Raw genomic sequence first — 19,636 nt, 5'->3', positions numbered from 1 at the left:
CGGCCGCAGACCTCGGCTTCCGTCTCGGCGCGACGAGCTTCAAGGGCCGTCCGACCGGGTTTTCCGGCGAGGCGCGCTGGTCGCCGAAGCCCGCCAACGACGTGCAGGCGGAGCTCGCCCTCGTTCGACGGCCGGTCATGGACAGCCTGCTCGCCTACGCCGGCACGGAAGACCCGCGCGCGGGCGTCTCCTGGGGACAGGTGAGCCGCAGCGGCGCGCAGGGCGGCCTGACGCTCACCCGCGGCGACCTGGGCGCCTACGCCGTGCTTGCCGGCTACGCCTACGACGGCCGCCGCGTACGCTCCAACGCCAGCGCGCAGCTCGACGTCGGCGGCTATGCCCAGCTCTACCGCCGCGGCTCGACGGTGCTGAAGGGCGGACTGAACCTGGACCTGCAGGCCTACCGGCGAAACGAGAACGCCTTCACCTTCGGCCACGGCGGCTATTTCAGCCCGCAACAATTCGTCAGCCTGACGGTCCCGCTGCGCTTCAGCCGCAAGACCGGCGCCTGGCGGATCGAGGCTCAGGTCTCGCCGGGGTGGGAGCACTACCGCGAGGGCGACGCGCCGGTCTTCCCGACCGCGCCGGCCTGGCAGGCGCAACTGCCGGCCGGCCAGTCGACGATCACGGGCTCGCGTAAGCAGGGCCTCGGCGTCTCCGGCGAGGCGCGGGCGGAGTATTCGCTCGGCCCCAGGTTGCTCGTGGGCGCCGAGGTCGGCGGCGACACCTTCGGCGCCTATCGCGAGACCCACGCGGCCCTGCGCCTGCGTCTGCGTTTCGCCGGGCGATGAACCGGCGCGAGCTTCTGCTCGGCATGGGCGGCGCGGCGTGGGCGCCGGCGGCGGCCGATCCGTGGCCGGCCTTCAAGGCCCGCTACCTGGCGCCGGCGGGGCGCATCGTCGACACCGGCAACGGCGGGATCAGCCACAGCGAAGGGCAGGGCTACGGCCTGCTCCTGGCCGAGGCGGCGGGCGATCGGGAGAGCTTCGACCAGCTCTGGCGGTGGACCGGCGCGACCCTGGCGCGGTCGGAGGACGGCATCTTCAGCTGGCGCTTCGATCCCGCCGCCGCCACGCCCGTCTCCGATCCGAACAACGCCACCGACGGCGACCTCCTGATCGCCTGGGCGCTGATTCGCGCCGGCCGGCGGTGGCGCGCGCCCGACTATGACGCCGCCGCACGGCGGATCCTCTCCGTGGTCGCCGCCAAGCTGGTTGTCGAGACGCCGCTCGGGCTGGTCCTGCTGCCCGGCCTGGACGGCTTCCGGAACGGCGGGACGATCACGCTCAATCCCTCATACTGGGTCTGGCCGGCGTTGCAGGCTTTCGCGCGCGTCGATCGCGACGGCCCCTGGATGGCGGTGTCGGCCGCTGGCGCCAAGCTGCTCGACCAGGCCGCCTTCGGTCCGGCGCGTCTGCCGAGCGACTGGGTCGACCTGGATGGGGCCGGCGCGCTCGCGCCCGCGGCCGGGCGGCCGCCGCGGTTCGGCTTCGATGCGGTGCGGGTTCCGCTCTATCTGGCCTGGGCGGGCGAGCGCGCGCGCCTGGCCGCGTTCCAGGCGTTCTGGCGGCCGTACCTGCTGCAGGGCAACCGCCCGCCCGCCTGGATCGACGTCGTTACCGGCGAGACCGCGCCCTACGCCGCCTCGGCAGGCGTGCGCGCGGTGGCCGGTTGGGTCTGCGGGATCGACGTCGCCCCCGGCGAAGCGGCCGGCGACTACTACGGCGATGCGCTGGGCGCGCTCGCGGCGCTGGCGCGGCGGGAGCGCGCCGCTGTTTAGCCCGTGGCCTGCAGCGTGACCTTCGAAGCCCGTTCGATGTCGCGCGCCAGCCGGCGGACCCGGGCCAGCAGCTCGGCCGGACTGAACGGCTTGGTCAGGTAGTCGGCCGCGCCCATGTCGAGGGCCCGGGCGATGTCCTGCGAGGTCCCCGCCGCGGTCAGCATCACCACCGGGATGTGCCGCAGTTCCGGCGTCTCCTTGATCCGCTGCAGGACCTCGAAGCCGTTTGACTCCGGCATGTTGACGTCGATCATCATCAGGGCGGGGCGGAACGTCGCCGCACCTTCCAGCGCCGCCTTGCCGTCGGCGACGGCGTAGACCTCGAAGCCGATGGCCTGCAGCGTGTGGACGACCAGGGTGCGGGCCACTTCGTGGTCGTCGGCGACAAGAACCCGGATCGTCATTTCGTCTGCGCTTTCGGTCGTTGGAGCGGGGGAGGCTCAGTGCGCGGACCATAGGCCGGATGGAGATAATGCCGTGTAAAGGGATATGCGCGCGAAGGGGCCGGAACGGGAAAACGGCCGCGGACCTGGGGACCGCGGCCGCTCCTGTCAGTGACGGCGGGCGTCGCCGTCCTTGGCGCGGTCCTCGGCCTTCTCGTCGTGGGGACGGGTGTCGCCGTCGGAGGCCGCCTGGACCGGGCCCGGCTCCTTGCCGAACTCCGGCGCAGGCTCGCCGCCCGAGCCCTGGTGCAGCGGGCCTGCGTAGCCGCCTCGCTGGCTCAGCGCCGGGTCGGTGGAGAGGTGGCCGGACGGGTCGAGATAGCCGCTCGGCTTGTCGACGCTGCTTGGCGAGCTCCGCGCGGTCGTGTCGCCGTAGCCGCTGACGCCGGCGGCCACGCCCGTGTCCGCCACGCCGCCGACGGCGCTGCGCTGCGAGCGCCACTCGTGGAAGGCCTCGCCGAAGTGGCGCTGGCGCTCCTGGCGGAACTGCCGGTACTGCTCGTCGTAGCGCCGGTGCTGTTCGCGCCGCCAGAGCTCGTAGTCGCGGTCGTGGCCGCGCAGTTGCTCCTCGCGCCAGCGCAGATAGTCCGGGTCGAAGTCGTGCTCTGAATGCGAACGGGTCTCGGCGGCGTAGCCGGCCTGGCTCTGGCCGACGCCGGGATCGTCGAAGTCGAAGTTCCGCCGCCGTTCGGCGTCGCGGTCGAAGCCTCCCCACGCCGGGCCCCGGGTCGTGCGCGCGCCATAGCCTTCGACGCCGTATTCCTGGCCGCCGTAGGCGTAGGGTTCGCCGCCGTGCGAAAGGCTGCTGCCGCCGCGCTGACGGTCGCCCGGGTGGGGGGCGTAGCCGGCGCTTCCGGCGTCCTCGAAGCGCCGGCCGAAGGACGATTCTTCACGCGGGTAGCGCGGCGGATAGCGCTCGCCCAACGCCCGACGCTCGAAGCCGGGGCCGGTCCTGTCGCGCAGCGGGTCGCGGCGCCAACGGTCGCGCTCCCAGCGTTCCCGTTCGGGGTCGTGACGGGGGCCCCGGGGATCGTCCCAGTAGGGCATGTTCGCCTCCATGCAAGCTTGCCTGTCACGCCGCCCAACGGCCCTGGGGCCGACCTGTTCCGCAGTGTCGCAGCAGCCGTTCGACGCTTGCGATCGACGGCTCCATGGCGCAAAGGCGCGCGAAATCCCGCGTGCGTTTCGGAAGGGGATCATGGCCCGCAAGCCTGTGAAGAGGGACGACGTCCAGGCGCTCGACGTCGCCCTGCGCAGCCTGTTCCGCAACCTGGAGGCCCGGGCGCTGCCGGACAGCCTGCGGGCGGACCATCCCTCGAACCTGCTGGATCAGCTGTGCTTCGTGCGGCCGTTGACGCGGCTGCGCGGGACGTAGGCGAGCACTCAGGCGCGGCCGGCGATCGACATCGTCTCCAGGGCCATGACGTCGGTGGCGTCCTCGGCGTCCATGATCTTCAAAAGCCGGGCGCGGGCGCGGTTGACGCGGCTCTTGATGGTGCCCAGCGCGCAGCCGCAGATGTCGGCCGCCTCCTCGTAGGAGAGCCCCGCCGCCCCGACCAGGATCAGGGCCTCGCGGTGCTCGTCAGGGAGCTGCTGCAGGGCCGCCTGAAGGGAGCGCATCGCCACGCTCCAGTCCTGGGTCGGCGCCGCCTTCAACGTCCCGGCGTACTCCCCCTGTTCGTCGCGGACCTCCCGCCGCCGGCGCAGCACGTTCGTGTAGTAGGTGTTGCGCAGGATCGTGAACAGCCAGGCGCGCAGGTTGGTCCCGGGCTCGAACTTCTCGCGGTTGGTCCAGGCCTTGATCAGGGTGTCCTGCACGAGGTCGTCGGCGTCGGACCCGTTGTGGCTCAAGGACCAGGCGAAGGCGCGCAATGCGGGGATCAGTGCGACGACTTCGTCCCGCCAACTCGACGTCGCGGTCATGGCGCCCTCGTTCTGCCCGCTGACGGGCCCCATTGCACCCCCCTCAACGCAGGCCTCCTGCATACGTTCCGGCTCGCCTTGGACGCCCAGCCGCGGAATTTCCGGAACCTCGAACCTCCGTGTACGTTCGTCCCCACCAGCCTCGCCTTGAGAGAGGCTTGCGAGCACCTATGTTCGGCGGGCGGCGAGGAGCATCCGAAATGGCGCACCCCCATGACACCGCCCCGAGCGGCGCGGTCGCCAAGGCAGTCTCGACGCTGGCGAGCCTGGCCGTTCGCTACCGCGCGGTGCGCCAGGCGAGCGAAGCCCTGACCCGAAGCCTCACGGCCGAGGACCAGCAGGCCCAGTCGATGCCCGACGCCAGCCCGAGCAAATGGCACCTGGCGCATACGAGCTGGTTCTTCGAGACCTTTCTGCTGACGCCCAGGCTGGCCGGCTACCGGGTGTTCGACCCGCGGTTCGGCTTCCTGTTCAACTCCTATTACGAGGCGCTGGGCGCGCGGCAGCCGCGGCCGGCGCGCGGGCTGATTACCCGGCCTTCGATCGACGACGTGTTGGCCTACCGCGCTCACGTCGACGCCGGGATGGCGCGGCTTCTGGAGCGCGAGGTTCCGGAGCTGGCGCCGCTGGTGGAGCTGGGCCTGGCCCACGAGCAGCAGCATCAGGAGCTGATCCTGATGGACATCCTGCACCTCTTCGCCAGCTCGCCCCTGAAGCCGGCCTACGCGCCGCCGCGCGGGACGCCGGACCCGACCCCGCCGGGGCCGCTGCGGTTCGTCCCCGTCGACGGCGGCCTGGTGGAGATCGGCCATGACGGCCAGGGCTTCGCCTTCGACAACGAGACGCCCCGGCACCGGGTCTGGCTCGAGCCCTACCGCCTGGCCGACCGGCTGACGACCAACGCCGAGTGGCTGGCCTTCATGGCCGACGGCGGCTACCGCCGGCCGGAGCTGTGGCTGTCGGACGGCTGGGCGCGGGTGCGCGAGGAAGGCTGGCGCGCGCCGCTCTATTGGGAGGAGGTCGACGGCCGCTGGATGGTGATGACGCTCCATGGCCTCAGGCCGCTCGAGCCGGCCGCCCCGGTGAGCCACGTCAGCTACTACGAGGCCGACGCCTACGCCGCCTGGGCCGGGGCGCGCCTGCCGACCGAGGCCGAATGGGAGCACGCCGCCCTGCAGGCCGAGCCCGGCGGCCGGTTTCTGGGCGCCGGCCGGATCGACGCCGCGGCCGCGCTGGAGGGTTCGGGCCTGCGCCAGATGCTGGGCGACCTCTGGGAGTGGACCCGCAGCGCCTATTCGCCCTACCCGGGATTCCGTCCCGCCGAGGGCGCGGTCGGCGAGTACAACGGCAAGTTCATGTGCGGCCAGTTCGTCCTGCGCGGCGGCGCCTGCATCACCCCGCCAGGCCACGTGCGGCCGAGCTATCGCAACTTCTTCTACCCGCACCAGCGCTGGATGTTCTCAGGCGTGCGGCTGGCCAAGGACGGGGCGGGCGATCAGGCGCAGGCGTTCCTCGACGACGTGGTCGCGGGCCTCTCGCTGGCAAAGAAGTCGATCTCGCCCAAATACTTCTACGACGCCGAGGGCTCGCGGCTGTTCGAGGCCATCACCGAGTTGCCGGAATACTATCCGACGCGGACCGAGACAGCCCTGTTGCGGGACGCCGCGCACGAGATCGCCGCCAGCTTCCCGCCAGGCGCGACCCTGGTGGAGTTCGGCAGCGGGGCCAGCGTGAAGACCCGCATCCTGCTCGACGCCGCCCCGCAACTTAGCGCCTATGTCCCGATCGACATCAGCCACGGGGCCCTGGAGGAGGCGGCCCGGGCGATCCGCGCCGACTATCCCAAGCTGCTGGTCGCCCCGCTGGCGGAGGACTTCACCACGGCGCTCAGCCTGCCGGCCGCGGTCGCCGGGCGGCCGGTGGTGGGCTTCTTCCCGGGCTCGACCATCGGCAACTTCACCCGCGAGGAGGCGCACGACTTCCTGGTGCGGGCGAGCCGTTTGCTGGGCGCGGGCGCGCAGTTCGTGATCGGCCTCGACATGGTCAAGCCGGAACCTGTGCTGGTGGCGGCCTATGACGACGCCGCTGGCGTGACCGCGGCCTTCAACAAGAACCTGCTGGTGCGGATGAACCGGGAGCTGGGCGCCGATTTCGACCTCGATGGATTTGCGCACGTCGCGCGCTGGAACGCCCGCGAGAGCCGTATCGAAATGCACCTGGAAAGCCTGCGGGATCAGCGGGTGGATGTCGGCGGGCGGCGGTTCCGGTTCGCGGCGGGGGAGACCCTGCACACCGAGAACTCCCACAAGTTCACCCTGGAGGGCGTGGACCGCCTGGCGCAATCGGCGGGCTGGCGCCTCGAAGGTCGATGGCTGAGCGCCGATCCCGCTTTCGCGGTGGTTTTGCTGCGGGCCTAGCGTGCTGGATCGGTGATCCAGAAAGTTCAGGGCCATTTCCGATCAGGCTGGTCAAACCCGATCGGAAACGGATGGCCATGGGGAAGGGGCCGTGTTTGGTCTAGAGGCCCTGGGTCAGGGTTCGCGGCCGCGCGAGCGGCCACCGCCACGGCTCGCCTCGCCGCCCTTGCGGCCGGCGGACGCGGCCAGGTCGCGGTCCTTGGCGAAGCTGCGCTTTTCGCCCGGCACAGAGGCGCCGCCCTTGCGGGCGATCTCGCGACGGCGTTCGGGGTTCATGGCCGCAAAGCCCCTGCGGGCGCGCGGCTTGCCGGAATCTACTGTGGTGGCCATGGATCTACTCTCCTAATCGGGCGACGGTGTGGGCAGGTCGAGCAAGGCGCAGGCCCGCGACCCGTCGACGACGGGCGGGCCTGGGCTTGGAGCCGAGGCTGGGGAACGGGGGAGGTTCACCGGTCCGGTCATGGCGTCTCGCTTGGGGTTGCGGTCAGGCTAACCATCGAAACGCAGCAGAGGTTGCGTGCGACGTGCTCGCATTTCTCTGCTAAAAGCTTGGCTGGATTAGGACTAGGGTTCGAATTTTCGTGTTTGTGTCCGACGGCGGATGATCTCGCCGCCGAGCGGCAAGCTCGGCTGCAAATCGCAATTTCATTTGAACGGATGCGATCCGGCGCCAGCGGCCGGCGCTGGCCGGTCGCGTCAGAGCGGCAGCTGGACCCGAGCCGTCAGACCGCCGCCGGCGCGGTTGAGCAGGATGACATCGCCGCCATGGCCGCGGGCGATGGAGCGGACCACCGCCAGGCCCAGGCCGATGCCGCCGGTCTGGCGGCTGCGCGAAGGCTCGCGGCGATAGAAGGGCTCGAACACGCGCTCGATGTCGCTCGCCGGGATTCCGGGGCCGTCGTCGGCGATCTCCACCACCGCATAGGCCTCGTCGTGGAACACGCGCGCGCGGGCGCGGCTGCCGAACTTCACGGCGTTTTCGAGCAGATTGGTGAAGAGCCTGCGCAGCGCCATCGGATCGCCCTCGATCACCACCTTGTCGCCGCGCGCGACGATGTCGGTGTCGGCGCCGGTCTCGGCCATCTCGTCGCACAGGCTCTCCAAGAGCGAGCTGAGCTCCAGCCGCGTGCGCTCGGCCGGCCGGCTGGCGTCGCGCACGAAGGCCAGGGTGGCGGAGATCATCTGCTCCATCTGCTCGATGTCGGCCGCCATCTTGGCGCGCTGCTCCTCCGGCGCCGCCTCGATGCGGAACCGAAGCCGCGTCAGCGGCGTGCGCAAGTCGTGGGCCACGGCGCCGACCATGGCGGTGCGGTCGTCGACGTAGCGGCGCAGCTTGGCCTGCATGTCGTTGAAGGCGGCCGCGGCGACCGCGATCTCCGAGGAGCCGTTGACCTCCAGCGGTGCGGCCTGCGGGTCGCGCCCCAGGCGCTCGGCCGCCCGCGCCAGCAGCCGCGTCGGCGCTGACAGCCTCCGGGCGAAGACGTAGGCGATCGGCGCGATCGCCAGCGTCGACAGGCCCAGCCAGAGCAGCACCGCCTGTTCCCAGGCGTTCAGGCCAAAGTTGGGCTGCGGCTCCACGACCGTCCAGGACCCGTCGGCGCGGCGTACGCCGATCTGAAAGGGCGCGATCAGGAACTGCTCCTCCGACATGCCCTCCTCGGCCGCGTGGTTTCTGAGCGTGCGGAACACCCGGCGGTCCGCCAGCGGCCCGTAGTCGCCGGCGATCACCACGTGCGCCAGCGGCACGTTGAGATCCCTGGCCACGCGCGCGCGGATCATCGGGGCGGTTCGGCTGTCCAGCGTGGGTCCGGGGGCATCGCTCTGGACCCGCGACTGCAGGGGACGGCGCTCGACGATCGCTGCCCCTTTGCCGCGCAGCACCTGCTCGACCTCGGTCAGCCGGTAGAAGTCCGGCATCGGCGGCGGGAGCTTGAAGAGCATCACCAGGCTCATGGCCTGGGCCGCCAGCAATGTCGCGGCGGCGAACACCAGGAGCCGGACGAACAGCGAAGCTGTGGGTCGTCCGCGCCCGATCGGGCTCACAGGCGCTTCACCTTGGCGGTGAACATGTAGCCTTCGTTGCGGACGGTGCGGATCAGGTCCTGGCCGCCGCCGTCGTCGAGCTTGCGCCGCAGCCGGCTGATCTGCACGTCGATGGCGCGGTCGAACGCCTCGGACTCCGGCCCGCGCGCCAGTTCCAGCAGCTGGTCGCGCGTCAGCACGCGCTGCGGATGCTCGACCAGGGCGCGCAGCAGGCCGAACTCGCCCGACGACAGGTTGACGACCACGCCCTGCGACGAGCGCAGCTCGCGCCTGACGAGATCCAGGCGCCAGCCGGCGAACTCGCAGCCGGCGACGGTGACCGTGTCGCCCGGCCGCTGGTCGGTGCGCCGCAGGACCGCGCGCACCCGCGCCAGCAGTTCGCGCGGGTTGCAGGGCTTGGAGACGTAGTCGTCGGCGCCGACCTCGAGGCCGACGATCCGGTCGGTGTCCTCGCCCATGGCCGACAGCATGATGATCGGCGGGCCGTCCTCGGCCCCCGCCAGCCGACGGCAGATGGCCAGGCCGTCCTCGCCGGGCAGCATGACGTCGAGGACGATGAGGTCGACGGGGCCGCGCTCCAGGGCCTCGTCCATTTCGCGCCCGTCGGCGGCGGTCTCGACGTTGTAGCCGTGGCGGCCGAGAAAGTCGGAGACGACGTCGCGGATGCCCGGATCGTCGTCGACCATCAGGATGCGCGCGGTGGCGGCGGTCATTTCAGCATCAAGCTCCATGCCGCCCATCTAACGAAGCCAGGGTAACATGCAGATTTCGGGGCTGAAATCACAGCGGCGCCTTGAGCGTTCAGGCCCTGGCCTTCAGCACGTCGTCGGCTACGAAGGGGTTGGTCCGGCGCTCGTCGCCGAAGGTCGACATCGGTCCGTGGCCCGGCACGAAGGCGACGTCGTCGCCCAGCGGCCAGAGCTTGGTGGTGATCGCCTCGATCAGTTGGGCGTGGTTCCCGCGCGGGAAGTCGGTGCGGCCGATCGAGCCCTGGAACAAGACGTCGCCCACCTGCGCCAGGCGCGCCTCGCGGTGGAAGAAGACCACGTGGCCGGGCGTGTGGCCCGGACAGTGGAAAACCTCGAACTCGGTCTCGCCCAGCGAGACCGTATCGCCGTCCTCGAGCCAGCGGTCGGGGATGAACGACCGGGCGTCCGGCATGCCGTACATCTGGCCGGAGGCCTCGATCTGGTCGATCCAGAAGGCGTCCTCGCGGTGCGGGCCCTCGATCGGCGCGCCCGTGGCCTTCTTCAGGGCCGCGGTTCCGCCGGCGTGGTCGAGGTGGCCATGGGTGATCCAGATCTTCTCCAGCGTCAGGCCGTGCTGCTTCAGGGCCGCCAGCAGGCGCGGAACCTCGCCGCCGGGATCGATGACCGCCGCCTTCAGCGTCCTGGCGCACCAGACGATGGTGCAGTTCTGCTGCAGCGGCGTGACCGGCGCGATCATGGCGCGGATGGGCGCGGGGGCGGGAGCGTTCATGGCGCCCTTTTTAGCCCTCTCCCCACCGCGTGGGGAGAGGGCCAAGTCTCACCCCCGCTCGGCGGCCTCGCCGGGCGCGGGCGCGCCGGGCATGGGCGGGATGTGGATGTGCGGCGCGTCGGCCGACAACTCCGGCGTCTCGACCACGCCGCGCGCGACGTTGCTCTTGCGGTAGCCGTAGAGGAAGTAGACCAACAGGCCCACCGCCGCCCAGCCGAAGAACAGGATCTGGGTCTCCTTCGACAGGCTGAAGAACAGGTAGACGCAGCCGGCCGCCGCGAGGGGCGCCACCACCATCACCGCCGGCGTGCGGAACGGCCGCGCGCGGCCGGGATCGGTGCGGCGCAGCACCATCACGGCGATCGCCACCATGGCGAAGGCGAAGAGGGTGCCGGAGTTCGACACGTCCGCCAGCACGCCGACCGGGAAGAAGGCCGAGAACAGCGCCACGAAGACGCCGGTGATCATGGTGATCACGTGCGGGGTGTGGAACTTCGGATGGACCTTGGACAGGCCCTCCGGCAGCAGACCGTCGCGGCTCATGACGAAGAAGATCCGCGTCTGGCCGTACATCATCATCAGGACGACCGAGGGCAGGGCGAGGCCGGCCGCGAGCCCGATCAGGTTGCCGATCTTGGCGAAGCCGATCGTCCGCAGCGTCCAGGCCAGCGCCTCCTTCGAGCAGACCACCTTGGCGTCGCCGATCGCCTGGCAGGCGGCCGAGAGCTCGGGGCTGCCGGGGCGCATGCCCTGGCCGTCGGCGCCCATCACCGGCTGCGCACCGACCGAGCCGATCACGCCGGCCGCGACCAGCAGGTAGAAGATGGTGCAGATGGCCAGCGAGCCGATCAGGCCGATCGGCATGTTGCGCTGCGGATTCTTGGTCTCCTCCGCCGCGGTCGAGACGGCGTCGAAGCCGACGTAGGCGAAGAAGATCGAGGCCGCCGCCGCCGAGATGCCCTTGAAGCCCAGGGGCGCGAAGGGGGTGAACTGCTCCATGTGCATGACCGGCAGGGCCAGGACGATGAACAGCGTCAGCGCCGTGACCTTCACCGCCACCAGGACGGCGTTGACCGTCGCCGATTCCTTGGTGCCGATCACCAAAAGGGCGGTGACGACCAGGGCGATGAACGCCGCGGGCAGGTTCACCAGGCCGCCGTCCAGCGGACCCCGTACGAGGGTCAGCGGGATGTGGACGTGGAAGGCGTTCTGGATCAGGCCGACCACATAGCCGGACCAGCCGACCGAGACCGCGCCGGCGGCGATGGCGTATTCCAGGATCAGCGCCCAGCCGACCATCCAGGCCAGGAGTTCGCCCATCACGGCGTAGCTGTAGGTGTAGGCCGAGCCGGAGACCGGCACCATGGCCGCCATCTCGGCGTAGCAGAGCGCGGCGACCGCGCAGACGAAGCCGGCGATGACGAACGCCGCCATCATGCCGGGGCCGGCCTTCTGCGCCGCCTCGGCGGTCAGCACGAAGATCCCGGTGCCGATGATCGCCCCGATGCCCAGCATGGTCAGCTGGAAGGGACCTAATGACCGATGAAGCGACTTCTTCTCGGCGGTCGCAAGAATCGCGTCGAGCGGCTTAACGCGCCACATGTTTCCTCCAAGCGGCGGCCCCCGAGCCGCTCCTGATAATGAGGCGACCGTGGCGCGCGCGATACGTCCGGGTCAAGCGGCAAGCCTTGGCGCGGCAGCGTGGCGCAGTTAGAGGGCGCCGATGCTTCCCGTTCACGAGGCCCTGCCCGAACTGAAGGCGGCGCTGGCGGCGAACGCCGCCGCCGTGCTGGTCGCCCCGCCGGGCGCAGGCAAGACCACGGTCGTGCCGTTGGAGCTTTTGAACGAGCCTTGGATAGGGGGCGGCAAGATCATCGTCCTGGAGCCGCGGCGCCTGGCGGCGCGCGCCGCCGCCGAGCGGATGGCCAAGACCCTCGGCGAGAAGCCCGGCGAGACCGTCGGCTTCCGCGTGCGGATGCAGTCCAAGGTCTCCGCCCGTACGCGGATCGAGGTGGTCACCGAAGGCGTCTTCACGCGAATGATTCTCGACGACCCGGAGCTCGCCGGGGTGGGCTGCGTGATCTTCGACGAGTTCCACGAGCGCAGCCTCGACGCCGACCTGGGCCTGGCGCTGGCGCGCGACGCCCAGGGCGTGCTGCGCGAGGATCTGCGGCTCCTGGTGATGTCGGCGACGCTCGACGGCGCGGCGGTCGCGCGGCTGCTGGGCGCGGCGCCGGTGGTCGAGAGCCAGGGCCGGGCCTATCCGGTCGCCACCCGCTACCTCGGCCGCGACGACCGGCTGCGGCTGGAGGACCAGGCGACGCGGGCGGTGGAGCGCGCGCTGGCGGAGGAGAGCGGCAGCCTGCTGGTCTTCCTGCCGGGGCAGGGCGAGATCCTGCGCACCGCCGAGCGACTCGCCGAGCGCGTCCGCCGGCCCGACGTCGACATCGACCCGCTCTACGGCGCGCTGACGCCGGCCGAGCAGGACCGCGCCATCAGCCCGGCTCCTGCCGGCCGGCGCAAGGTCGTGCTCGCCACCTCCATCGCCGAGACCAGCCTGACCATCGAGGGCGTGCGGGTGGTGATCGACGCCGGCCAGGCGCGCGTGCCGAGGTTCGATCCCGCCAGCGGGCTGACGCGGCTCGCCACCGTCCGCGTCAGCCGCGCCGCCGCCGACCAGCGCCGCGGCCGCGCCGGCCGCACCGAGCCCGGGATCTGTTACCGCCTCTGGGACGAGGCCGAGACCCGGGCGCTGCCCGCCTTCGCCGATCCGGAGATCCTGGAGGCGGACCTCTCGGGCCTGGCGCTCGACCTCGCCCGCTGGGGCGCGGCCGACCCGGCGGCGCTCGCCTTCCTCGACCCGCCGCCGGCGACCGCCTTCAAGGAGGCGCGCGCCCTGCTGGCGCGGCTGGAGGCGCTGGACGACAAGGGCGTGCTGACCGCCCACGGCCGGGCGCTGGCCGACATGCCGCTGCCGCCGAGGCTTGCGCACATGGTGCTGAAGGCCGCCGCCTCCGGCCAGGCCGGACGCGCCGCGCGAATCGCCGCCCTGGTCACCGAGCGCGGGCTGGGCGGCCGCGACGTCGACCTGCGGCATCGGCTGGAGGGGTTGGACCGCGACCGCTCGCCGAGGGCCCGCGACGCCCGCGCTCTGGCCGAGCGTTGGGCCAGCCTGGCGGGCAAGGCCGGCGCGGAGGAGGCGCTGTCGGACGGCCTCTTGCTGGCCTTCGCCTATCCGGAGCGGATCGCCCGGGCGCGCGGGCCGCTGGGCGAGTTCCAGCTGGTCGGCGGCCGCGGGGCGTTCCTCGAGCCCACCGACGCGTTAGCCCGCGAGACCTGGCTGGCGGTGGCCGAGCTGGGCGGCGGCGAGCGGCGCGACCGCATCCTGCTGGCCGCGCCGCTGGACGAGGCGGAGCTGGCGGCGGCCTTCGCCGGCCAGCTGGAGACCGAGGAACGGCTGGAGGAGAGCGGCAACGGCAAGCTGCGGGTGAAGCGGATCACGCGGCTCGGCCGGCTGTCGCTGCGCGAACAGGTCGACGACAGTCCCGACCCGGCGCTGCTCACGGCCGCCCTCGCCGAACGGGCGCGCCGCCAGGGCGTCGGCGTCCTGCCCTGGGGCGAGGCGGCCCAGGCCTTGCGCGAGCGCACGGCGTTCCTGCGGCGGCACGACGACAGCTGGCCGGATCTGTCGGACACTGCCTTGGCCGAGCGCCTGGAGGAGTGGCTGACACCCTTGCTGGCGGGCGTGCGCTCGCTGGCGGCCCTGAAGCCGGAGGTGCTGGACGGGGCGCTGCGCACCCTGATCCCCTGGGAACGCCAACGCGAGCTCGACCAGGCCGCGCCCGCCCGCTGGACCGCGCCTACCGGCAACAGCTTCGCCATCGACTACGCCGCCGACGGCGGGCCCAGGGTGGAGGTGCGCGTGCAGGAGGTATTCGGCCTCGCCGAGCACCCGGCGGTGGCGGGCGGCCGCGTCCCGCTGACGCTGGCGCTGCTGTCGCCCGCGCACCGGCCGATCCAGACCACCAAGGACCTGCCCGGCTTCTGGAAGGGCTCGTGGAAGGACGTCCGCTCGGACATGCGCGGGCGCTATCCGAAGCACGTCTGGCCCGAGGATCCCGCGACGGCGGCCGCGACGACGCGGGCGAAGCCCAGGGGGAGGTGACGCGAGCGCCTACACCGCCGCCGGCCGGTCGTGCGGGTGGTGGCTGCGGAAGCCGATGGCGATGCGGTTCCAGGCGTTGATGGTGGCGATCAGCAGCGTGAGGTCGACGATCTCCTCGGGCGAGAAGTGGTCCTTCAGGCCGTCGTAGTCTTCGTCCGGCGCGGCGGTCTCGGCGACGAGGGTCAGGGCCTCGGTCCAGGCGAGCGCGGCGCGCTCCTTCGGCGTGTACATCCGCGACTCCCGCCAGGCGTCGAGCAGGAAAAGGCGCTCCGGCCGCTCGCCTTCCTTCAGGGCGTCCGAAGTGTGCATGTGCAGGCAGTAGGCGCAGCCGTTGATCTGCGAGGCGCGGGTCTTCACCAGCTCGATCAGGCTGTGCGGCAGCGGCCCGTTCTTGAACCGCTCCTCGAGCGCCAAGAGCGGATTCGCCGCCTCGGGGGCCACCTGCCAGTAGTTCAACCGCTCGGTCATCGTCGGATCTCCTGTTCTGACACGCCGCGAGGGCGCATCGGCCGCAAGTGACATGCTCTCAAGACAAAGGCGTCAGCCTGTGGCGGCGTAGATCATGATCCCGGTGGCGACGGAGAGGTTCAGGCTGTCGGCGCGCCCGCGCATCGGGATCTTGACCGCCACGTCGCAAAGCCCCGCCATCTCCGGCGGCAGCCCCTGCTGCTCGTTGCCCATCAGCACCATCGCCGGCTTGCGGTAGCCGGCGGCGCGGTGGTCGACCGTGGCGGTGAGCAGGGCGCCGACCACCGAGCCCGGCCAGCGCCGGCGCCAGGCGGCGAACTCCGCCTCGCTGGCCCGGGTCAGCGGTACGGCGAAGATCGAGCCCATGGTCGCGCGCACCGCCTCCACCGAATAGGGGTCGCAGCACTCGCCGACCAGAATCACCCCGCCGCAGCCCGCGGCGTCGGCGGTGCGGACGATGGTCCCGAGGTTGCCGGGGTCGCGCACGCGGTGCAGGGCGACGACGCAGGCCGCCGAGCCCGGCTTGACCTCGACGAGGGGGCGGAAGGTCTGGGCGAAGACGCCGACCACGGCCTGCGGATTGTCCCGGCGCGAGACCTTGGCGAGGATGTCGTGGGTGACCTCGATCACTTCGCCGCGAGCAGCGAGCGTGGCGGCGATCGCCTTCTTCAGCAGCGGATGGTCGGTGTCGCGGCCGTACAGCAGGATGCGCGGCGCGTGGCCCAGCTCGACGCCCTCGGTGACGTTCTTCAGCCCCTCGGCGACGAACAGGCCGGTCTCGTCGCGCTCCTTGCGCAGGTGCAGGGCGCGGACCGCCTTGACCGTCGGGTTGGCCAGCGAGGTGACGGTGCGCGCGCTCATGGCGCCCACCGCGCGTAGAAGCTCATGCCGATCTGCCGGTCGCCGGCGTCCTCGACCAGGGCCAGCTCGCCCCATTCGATGGTCCCGCCGCGGCCCTTCAGTTTCTCCGCCAGAAGGCCGGAGAGCGCCGCCCCGGAGATCCGCTCGGCGTAGGCGTTCAGGACCAGGAAGCTCGCGTCCTCGCCGAGCAATTCGGCGCAGAGCCCGGCGAGCTCCGGCAGGTCCTCGAACAGTCGCCAGACCTCGCCGCCTGGTCCGCGGCCGTACTTCGGCGGATCGAGGATGATCCCGTCGTAACGCGAGCCGCGGCGCACTTCGCGCTGGGCGTATTTGCGGGCGTCCTCGGTGATCCAGCGGATCGGCCGGTCGGCCAGGCCCGAGAGCTCGGCGTTCTCCCGCGCCCAGGCCACCGCCTTCTTCGAGGCGTCGACGTGGGTGACGGCCGCGCCGGCGGCGGCCATCACCAGGCTGGCCACGCCGGTGTAGCCGAACAGGTTGAGCACCTTCGGCTGGCCGCCGCGCGCCCGGATGCGCTGGTCCAGCCAGCTCCAGTTGGCCGCCTGCTCGGGAAAAAAGGCCAGGTGGCGGAAGGCGGTGAAGCGGCCGTGGAACCTGGCCTCGCCCCAGGCGAGCGGCCAGGACTCCACCGGCTTGCCGCCGAAGCGCCAGCGCCCGGCGTCCTCTTCGTCGGTAGGGTCGAAGACCGCGTCCGCCGCCTCCCAGGCCTCGGCGGGCAGGCGAGGCGCCCACAGGCACTGCGGCTCGGGCCGCACCACGGTGTAGCGCCCGTAGCGCTCCAGCTTGCGGCCGCCGCCGCTGTCCAGCAAGGCGTAGTCGGCCCAGCCCCGCGTGCGCATCACGCCGGGCGTCTCGGCCACATCAGGGTCGCGCGCGCTCATCCCCGGCGGCTTACGCGGTCGGCGGCGTCGCCGTCCAGCCTCCCTCTCGTGCTGACCATGTACCAGGCTTGTAACGCGTAGCCATTTTGGTACATCTTCTGCTCAAGGTTGATGGAACGTTCCTTGGATCTCGAGCCAGATCCCGCCCCGCGCCGATCCGCCCGCAAGGCCCGCGGCCACGGCCATTCGCGGCGCGGCGAGATCCTGGACGCCGCCGAGCAGCTGTTCATCGCCGAGGGTTACGCAGGGGTGACGGTCCGCAAGATCGCCGATGCGGTGGGCGTCTCCGCCGCGGCCCTCTACCTGCACTTCCCCGACAAGGCCTGCATCCTGCGGGAGATCAGCAAGCGCACGCTGGAGCTCCTGCGGGCGCGCAACCAGGAGATCGCCGCCCGCGCGCTGGACCCGGCGGTGCGCGTGCGCGAGATGCTGGAGGCCTATATGCGCTGGGGCCTGGAGCACCCGAACGCCTACCAGCTTGTCTATTCGGCGCCGCGTCCGCTATCCGCTGGCTTCCTGCCGGAAGACTCCGCCGACCTGAGCGTCCAATGTTTCGAGATCTTCGCCGACGTGGTGCGCGAGATCGCCGCCGAGGGCCGGCTGCGTCCGGCTTCCGCCGACTGCGCGGCCCAGGCCTTCTGGATGGGCTGCCACGGCGTGGTCGCCCTGCTCTGCGCGCGGCCGGCCTTCGCCTGGGCGGACCCCGAGGAGCTGATCAGGACGACGCTGGACGCCCTGCTTCTCGGCGTCATCGCCGACTGAAAGCCGCGGGCCTCGCGCTCTGCTTCTGCCTGGGGACGTCGGTCGCCGCCGCGCCGCGCGTGCTGTCGCTGGACCAGTGCGCCGATGAGTACGTCCTGGCGCTCAGCCCGCGCGAAGCCATCGTCGGCCTCTCCACCCGCGCCGACGACGCCGATTCCCTGCTGGCGGCGAGGGCGCGCGGGCTGCCGCTGCGCCGGGTCGACCTGGAGACGGCGCTCTCCACCCGGCCGCAGCTGGTGGTGCGGACCTATGGCGGCGACGCGCGGCTGGTGCGCGCGCTGGAAAGCCGCGGGGTGCGGGTGCTGACCCTCGAGGACGCGGCGGACTTCGCCGGCATCCGCGACAACCTGCGCAGCGTGGGGGCTGCGGTGGGCGCTGAGGCCGGCGCGGCGGCGATGGTCGCCGACATGGACGCCCGCCTGGCCAGGTCCGCTGGCGCCTGGAAAGGACGCTCGGCCATCTACCTGACCCCCGCCGGCTTCAGCGCGGGGCCGGGCACGCTGGCGGACGCGATCTTGCGGGCGGCGGGCCTGGTCAACGCCGAGCGGCGGCGCGGCTTCGTCGAAGCGCCCCTGGAGCGCCTGGTGCTCGATCCGCCGAAGGCGGTGGTGACGGCCTTCTTCGACACCGAGGTCGCCAACGGCGGCAGCTGGACGCCGGGACGTCACGCCCTCATGCGCCGGGTGGTGCGCGAGCATGCGATCGCGAATCTGCCGGGCGCCTTGATCGCCTGTCCCAACTGGGGCGCGGCCGAGGCGGCGGAGCTGCTTGCCGGGAAGGCGCCGCGATGAGCGACCTGCGGCTGAACGGCGTCCTGCTGCTGGCGGTGCTGGCGCTGATCGCGGCGGGCCTCTGGCTCGGCGAGGTTCCGCTCAGCGCGGCCCAGTTCGCCCAGGCCTTCACCGATCCAGGCTCGGCCGCGGGCGAGGTGCTCTGGCGGATCCGCTGCCCGCGCAGCGTCGCCGCCGCCGTGGTCGGGGCCGCGCTCGGCCTCGCCGGCGCGGTCATGCAGGGCCTGCTGCGCAACCCGTTGGCCGACCCGGGGGTCCTCGGGGTCTCCGGCGGCGCGGGCCTGGGCGCGGCGATCGCCATCGCCGCGGGCCTGGGCGCCGTCAGCGGGGCGATCGAGGGCGCGGCCCTGGTCGCGGCGCTGGTGATGGGCCTGGCGCTGACCGCGCTGGCCGCGCGCTTCCGCGAGCCGGAGACCCTGATCCTGTTCGGCGTGGCGATCTCGTCGTTCTCCGGGGCGCTGACCTCGCTGGTGTTCAACCTGGCGCCCTCGCCGGTGACCTTGGCGGAGGTCTTCTCCTGGCTGCTGGGCTCCGTCGCCAACCGCGACTGGGGCGACATCGGCCGCGAGCTGGCGCCCATGACGGTTGGCGCCTCCCTCTGCGCCTATTCCGCCCGCGGGCTGGTCATGCTGAGCCTGGGCGAGGAGAGCGCGGCGATGTCCGGCCTGCCGATGGCGCGGCTGCGCGGCGCGGCGGTGGCGGGCGCCTCGCTGCTCACCGGGGCGGCGGTGGCGCTGGCGGGGATCGTCGGCTTCGTCGGCCTGGCCGCGCCGCACCTGGTCCGGACCCGCGCCGGCGCCGATCCCGGCCGGGTGCTCTTGCCCTCGGCCCTGACCGGGGCGGTGTTGCTGATCGGCGCGGACTTGGCGGTGCGGCTGATCCCGACCGACCTGGAGCTGAAGCTGGGGGTGGTCACCGCCCTGCTGGGCGCGCCGCTGTTCGCCCTGATCGCCTGGCGCGCGGCGCGGAGCTGGCGCGGATGAGCCCGGCGTTGGCCCTCGAACAGGCCGCCGTGCGGCGCGGCCACGCCCTGGTGCTTCAGGACGCCAGCGCCGAGGCTCTGCCGCGCGAGGTGCTGGGTGTGATCGGCGCCAACGGCGCGGGCAAGACGACCCTGCTGCGGGCGGCGCTCGGGCTCGTGCGGCTGGAGCGCGGCCGTGCAAGCCTCGGCGGACGCGACGTGGCCGGCCTCAGCGATCCCCAGCGGGCGGCGCTCGCGGCCTACCTGCCGCAGGAACGGCGCGTCGGCTGGAACCTGCCGGCCTGGCGGGTGGCGAGCCTGGGGGCCGCACACCTTCCGCCGCGGGCTGCGCGCGAGCGGGCGCACGAAGCCCTGGCGCGCGTCGGGCTCCTGGGCCTCGCCGACCGCGCAGGGCCAGAACCCCGCCCGGCAGGCCGCGATCGCCGCCGGCGTGCCGAAGGAGGTCCCCGCCTGGGGCCTCAACCAGGTCTGCGGCTCCGGCCTGCGGGCGGTGGCTGTCGGCGCCCAGTCGATCCTGTCCGGGGACGCGCAGGTCGTCGTCGCCGGCGGACAGGAAAGCATGAGCCTGTCGGCCCATGCCGCGCACATGCGCCTGGGCACCCGGTCGACCCCTCTCCGCGTCG

19 protein-coding genes and 2 pseudogenes are annotated in these 19,636 nt (G+C 72.2%); 10 read left to right on the top strand and 11 right to left on the bottom strand.

Annotation, left to right across the window (positions count from 1 at the left end; genetic code table 11):
- Both VJS38_RS16715 and VJS38_RS16710 read left to right on the top strand, forming a co-directional pair.
- Window positions 1-791, top strand: a 791-nt coding sequence (locus VJS38_RS16715) for a cellulose synthase subunit BcsC-related outer membrane protein (RefSeq protein WP_324089282.1), incomplete at its 5' end; no start/stop codon positions are given.
- Entirely contained in the window at window positions 788-1,780 is a 993-nt protein-coding gene (locus VJS38_RS16710) for a glycosyl hydrolase family 8 (protein ID WP_324089281.1), read from the top strand. The genes VJS38_RS16715 and VJS38_RS16710, both read left to right, overlap by 4 nt.
- On the opposite strand, the gene VJS38_RS16705 is transcribed toward VJS38_RS16710, so the two are convergent.
- Window positions 1,777-2,184: a response regulator transcription factor gene (locus VJS38_RS16705; protein ID WP_324089280.1), complete on the bottom strand. Its 408-nt coding sequence runs from the start codon at window positions 2,182-2,184 to the stop codon at window positions 1,777-1,779. The genes VJS38_RS16710 and VJS38_RS16705 overlap by 4 nt on opposite strands.
- A 147-nt stretch (window positions 2,185-2,331) precedes the next feature.
- The gene (locus VJS38_RS16700; RefSeq protein ID WP_324089279.1) at window positions 2,332-3,270 is read right to left on the bottom strand and encodes a hypothetical protein; all 939 of its coding nucleotides are present in this window, start codon (window positions 3,268-3,270) and stop codon (window positions 2,332-2,334) included.
- A 151-nt stretch (window positions 3,271-3,421) separates the two neighbouring features.
- Between VJS38_RS16700 and VJS38_RS16695 the strand changes: the two genes are divergently transcribed.
- Window positions 3,422-3,598, top strand: a complete 177-nt coding sequence (locus tag VJS38_RS16695; RefSeq protein ID WP_324089278.1) for a hypothetical protein — start codon at window positions 3,422-3,424, stop codon at window positions 3,596-3,598.
- A gap of 8 nt (window positions 3,599-3,606) precedes the next feature.
- On the opposite strand, the gene VJS38_RS16690 is transcribed toward VJS38_RS16695, so the two are convergent.
- Window positions 3,607-4,146, bottom strand: coding sequence for a sigma-70 family RNA polymerase sigma factor (locus VJS38_RS16690; RefSeq protein ID WP_324089277.1), 540 nt, complete (start codon window positions 4,144-4,146; stop codon window positions 3,607-3,609).
- Between the two features lie 200 nt (window positions 4,147-4,346).
- On the opposite strand from VJS38_RS16690, the gene egtB reads away from it, so the two are divergent.
- Window positions 4,347-6,563 (top strand): ergothioneine biosynthesis protein EgtB, encoded by a 2,217-nt coding sequence (gene egtB / locus VJS38_RS16685; protein WP_324089276.1) that lies wholly within the window; start codon window positions 4,347-4,349, stop codon window positions 6,561-6,563.
- 114 nt (window positions 6,564-6,677) lie between these two features.
- On the opposite strand, the gene VJS38_RS16680 is transcribed toward egtB, so the two are convergent.
- The 5 genes from VJS38_RS16680 to VJS38_RS16660 form a co-directional block, all read right to left on the bottom strand.
- Window positions 6,678-6,893, bottom strand: a complete 216-nt coding sequence (locus VJS38_RS16680; RefSeq protein ID WP_324089275.1) for a general stress protein — start codon at window positions 6,891-6,893, stop codon at window positions 6,678-6,680.
- Window positions 6,894-7,259: 366 nt separating this feature from the next.
- Window positions 7,260-8,606, bottom strand: coding sequence for an ATP-binding protein (locus VJS38_RS16675; protein WP_324089274.1), 1,347 nt, complete (start codon window positions 8,604-8,606; stop codon window positions 7,260-7,262).
- Window positions 8,603-9,346, bottom strand: a complete 744-nt coding sequence (locus VJS38_RS16670; protein WP_324089273.1) for a response regulator — start codon at window positions 9,344-9,346, stop codon at window positions 8,603-8,605. Before VJS38_RS16670 ends, VJS38_RS16675 begins: the two co-directional genes overlap by 4 nt.
- 61 nt (window positions 9,347-9,407) lie before the next feature.
- On the bottom strand, window positions 9,408-10,085 hold the full coding sequence (locus VJS38_RS16665) for an MBL fold metallo-hydrolase (RefSeq protein ID WP_414692459.1): 678 nt from the start codon (window positions 10,083-10,085) through the stop codon (window positions 9,408-9,410).
- A 48-nt stretch (window positions 10,086-10,133) separates the two neighbouring features.
- A complete protein-coding gene (locus tag VJS38_RS16660) occupies window positions 10,134-11,687 on the bottom strand; it encodes an amino acid permease (RefSeq protein ID WP_324089272.1) in 1,554 nt (517 codons plus the stop codon).
- Window positions 11,688-11,808: 121 nt separating this feature from the next.
- Between VJS38_RS16660 and hrpB the strand changes: the two genes are divergently transcribed.
- Window positions 11,809-14,250 (top strand): ATP-dependent helicase HrpB, encoded by a 2,442-nt coding sequence (gene hrpB / locus VJS38_RS16655; protein WP_324089271.1) that lies wholly within the window; start codon window positions 11,809-11,811, stop codon window positions 14,248-14,250.
- A gap of 9 nt (window positions 14,251-14,259) precedes the next feature.
- Here the strand turns inward: hrpB and VJS38_RS16650 are convergent, their stop codons facing one another.
- The 3 genes from VJS38_RS16650 to VJS38_RS16640 all read right to left on the bottom strand — a co-directional run bounded on the left by VJS38_RS16650 (window position 14,260) and on the right by VJS38_RS16640 (window position 16,478).
- The gene (locus tag VJS38_RS16650; protein WP_324089270.1) at window positions 14,260-14,718 is read right to left on the bottom strand and encodes a carboxymuconolactone decarboxylase family protein; all 459 of its coding nucleotides are present in this window, start codon (window positions 14,716-14,718) and stop codon (window positions 14,260-14,262) included.
- A gap of 72 nt (window positions 14,719-14,790) precedes the next feature.
- Window positions 14,791-15,579, bottom strand: a complete 789-nt coding sequence (locus VJS38_RS16645; RefSeq protein ID WP_324089269.1) for an RNA methyltransferase — start codon at window positions 15,577-15,579, stop codon at window positions 14,791-14,793.
- Window positions 15,576-16,478, bottom strand: a complete 903-nt coding sequence (locus tag VJS38_RS16640) for a class I SAM-dependent methyltransferase (RefSeq protein ID WP_324089268.1) — start codon at window positions 16,476-16,478, stop codon at window positions 15,576-15,578. Before VJS38_RS16640 ends, VJS38_RS16645 begins: the two co-directional genes overlap by 4 nt.
- Before the next feature lie 123 nt (window positions 16,479-16,601).
- On the opposite strand from VJS38_RS16640, the gene VJS38_RS16635 reads away from it, so the two are divergent.
- The 5 genes and pseudogenes from VJS38_RS16635 to VJS38_RS16615 all read left to right on the top strand — a co-directional run.
- On the top strand, window positions 16,602-17,240 hold the full coding sequence (locus VJS38_RS16635; RefSeq protein WP_324089267.1) for a TetR/AcrR family transcriptional regulator: 639 nt from the start codon (window positions 16,602-16,604) through the stop codon (window positions 17,238-17,240).
- A gap of 59 nt (window positions 17,241-17,299) precedes the next feature.
- Window positions 17,300-18,031, top strand: a complete 732-nt coding sequence (locus tag VJS38_RS16630) for an ABC transporter substrate-binding protein (protein ID WP_324089266.1) — start codon at window positions 17,300-17,302, stop codon at window positions 18,029-18,031.
- Complete coding sequence (locus tag VJS38_RS16625; RefSeq protein WP_324089265.1) at window positions 18,028-19,014, top strand: iron ABC transporter permease; 987 nt, start codon at window positions 18,028-18,030, stop codon at window positions 19,012-19,014. Before VJS38_RS16630 ends, VJS38_RS16625 begins: the two co-directional genes overlap by 4 nt.
- Window positions 19,011-19,340: pseudogene (locus tag VJS38_RS16620) on the top strand (ATP-binding cassette domain-containing protein); the annotation flags it as partial. The gene VJS38_RS16625 and the pseudogene VJS38_RS16620, both read left to right, overlap by 4 nt.
- A pseudogene (locus VJS38_RS16615) lies at window positions 19,228-19,636 on the top strand (hypothetical protein); the annotation flags it as partial. The pseudogenes VJS38_RS16620 and VJS38_RS16615, both read left to right, overlap by 113 nt.

The sequence above is a fragment of the Phenylobacterium sp. genome (assembly GCF_035276905.1).
Lineage (GTDB): Bacteria > Pseudomonadota > Alphaproteobacteria > Caulobacterales > Caulobacteraceae > Phenylobacterium.
Note: the sequence above shows the minus strand (reverse complement) of the source record. Positions and strands in the feature narration are given on the sequence as shown.

Coding starts and splice junctions, on each gene's coding strand:
- VJS38_RS16650 (WP_324089270.1), bottom strand. CDS start 14,718: ATGACCGAGCGGTTGAACTACTGGCAGGTGGCCCCCGAGGCGGCGAAT.
- VJS38_RS16690 (WP_324089277.1), bottom strand. CDS start 4,146: ATGACCGCGACGTCGAGTTGGCGGGACGAAGTCGTCGCACTGATCCCC.
- VJS38_RS16700 (WP_324089279.1), bottom strand. CDS start 3,270: ATGCCCTACTGGGACGATCCCCGGGGCCCCCGTCACGACCCCGAACGG.
- VJS38_RS16665 (WP_414692459.1), bottom strand. CDS start 10,085: ATGAACGCTCCCGCCCCCGCGCCCATCCGCGCCATGATCGCGCCGGTC.
- VJS38_RS16695 (WP_324089278.1), top strand. CDS start 3,422: ATGGCCCGCAAGCCTGTGAAGAGGGACGACGTCCAGGCGCTCGACGTC.
- egtB (WP_324089276.1), top strand. CDS start 4,347: ATGGCGCACCCCCATGACACCGCCCCGAGCGGCGCGGTCGCCAAGGCA.
- VJS38_RS16680 (WP_324089275.1), bottom strand. CDS start 6,893: ATGGCCACCACAGTAGATTCCGGCAAGCCGCGCGCCCGCAGGGGCTTT.
- VJS38_RS16710 (WP_324089281.1), top strand. CDS start 788: ATGAACCGGCGCGAGCTTCTGCTCGGCATGGGCGGCGCGGCGTGGGCG.
- VJS38_RS16645 (WP_324089269.1), bottom strand. CDS start 15,579: ATGAGCGCGCGCACCGTCACCTCGCTGGCCAACCCGACGGTCAAGGCG.
- VJS38_RS16705 (WP_324089280.1), bottom strand. CDS start 2,184: ATGACGATCCGGGTTCTTGTCGCCGACGACCACGAAGTGGCCCGCACC.
- VJS38_RS16625 (WP_324089265.1), top strand. CDS start 18,028: ATGAGCGACCTGCGGCTGAACGGCGTCCTGCTGCTGGCGGTGCTGGCG.
- VJS38_RS16670 (WP_324089273.1), bottom strand. CDS start 9,346: ATGGGCGGCATGGAGCTTGATGCTGAAATGACCGCCGCCACCGCGCGC.
- hrpB (WP_324089271.1), top strand. CDS start 11,809: ATGCTTCCCGTTCACGAGGCCCTGCCCGAACTGAAGGCGGCGCTGGCG.
- VJS38_RS16660 (WP_324089272.1), bottom strand. CDS start 11,687: ATGTGGCGCGTTAAGCCGCTCGACGCGATTCTTGCGACCGCCGAGAAG.
- VJS38_RS16640 (WP_324089268.1), bottom strand. CDS start 16,478: ATGAGCGCGCGCGACCCTGATGTGGCCGAGACGCCCGGCGTGATGCGC.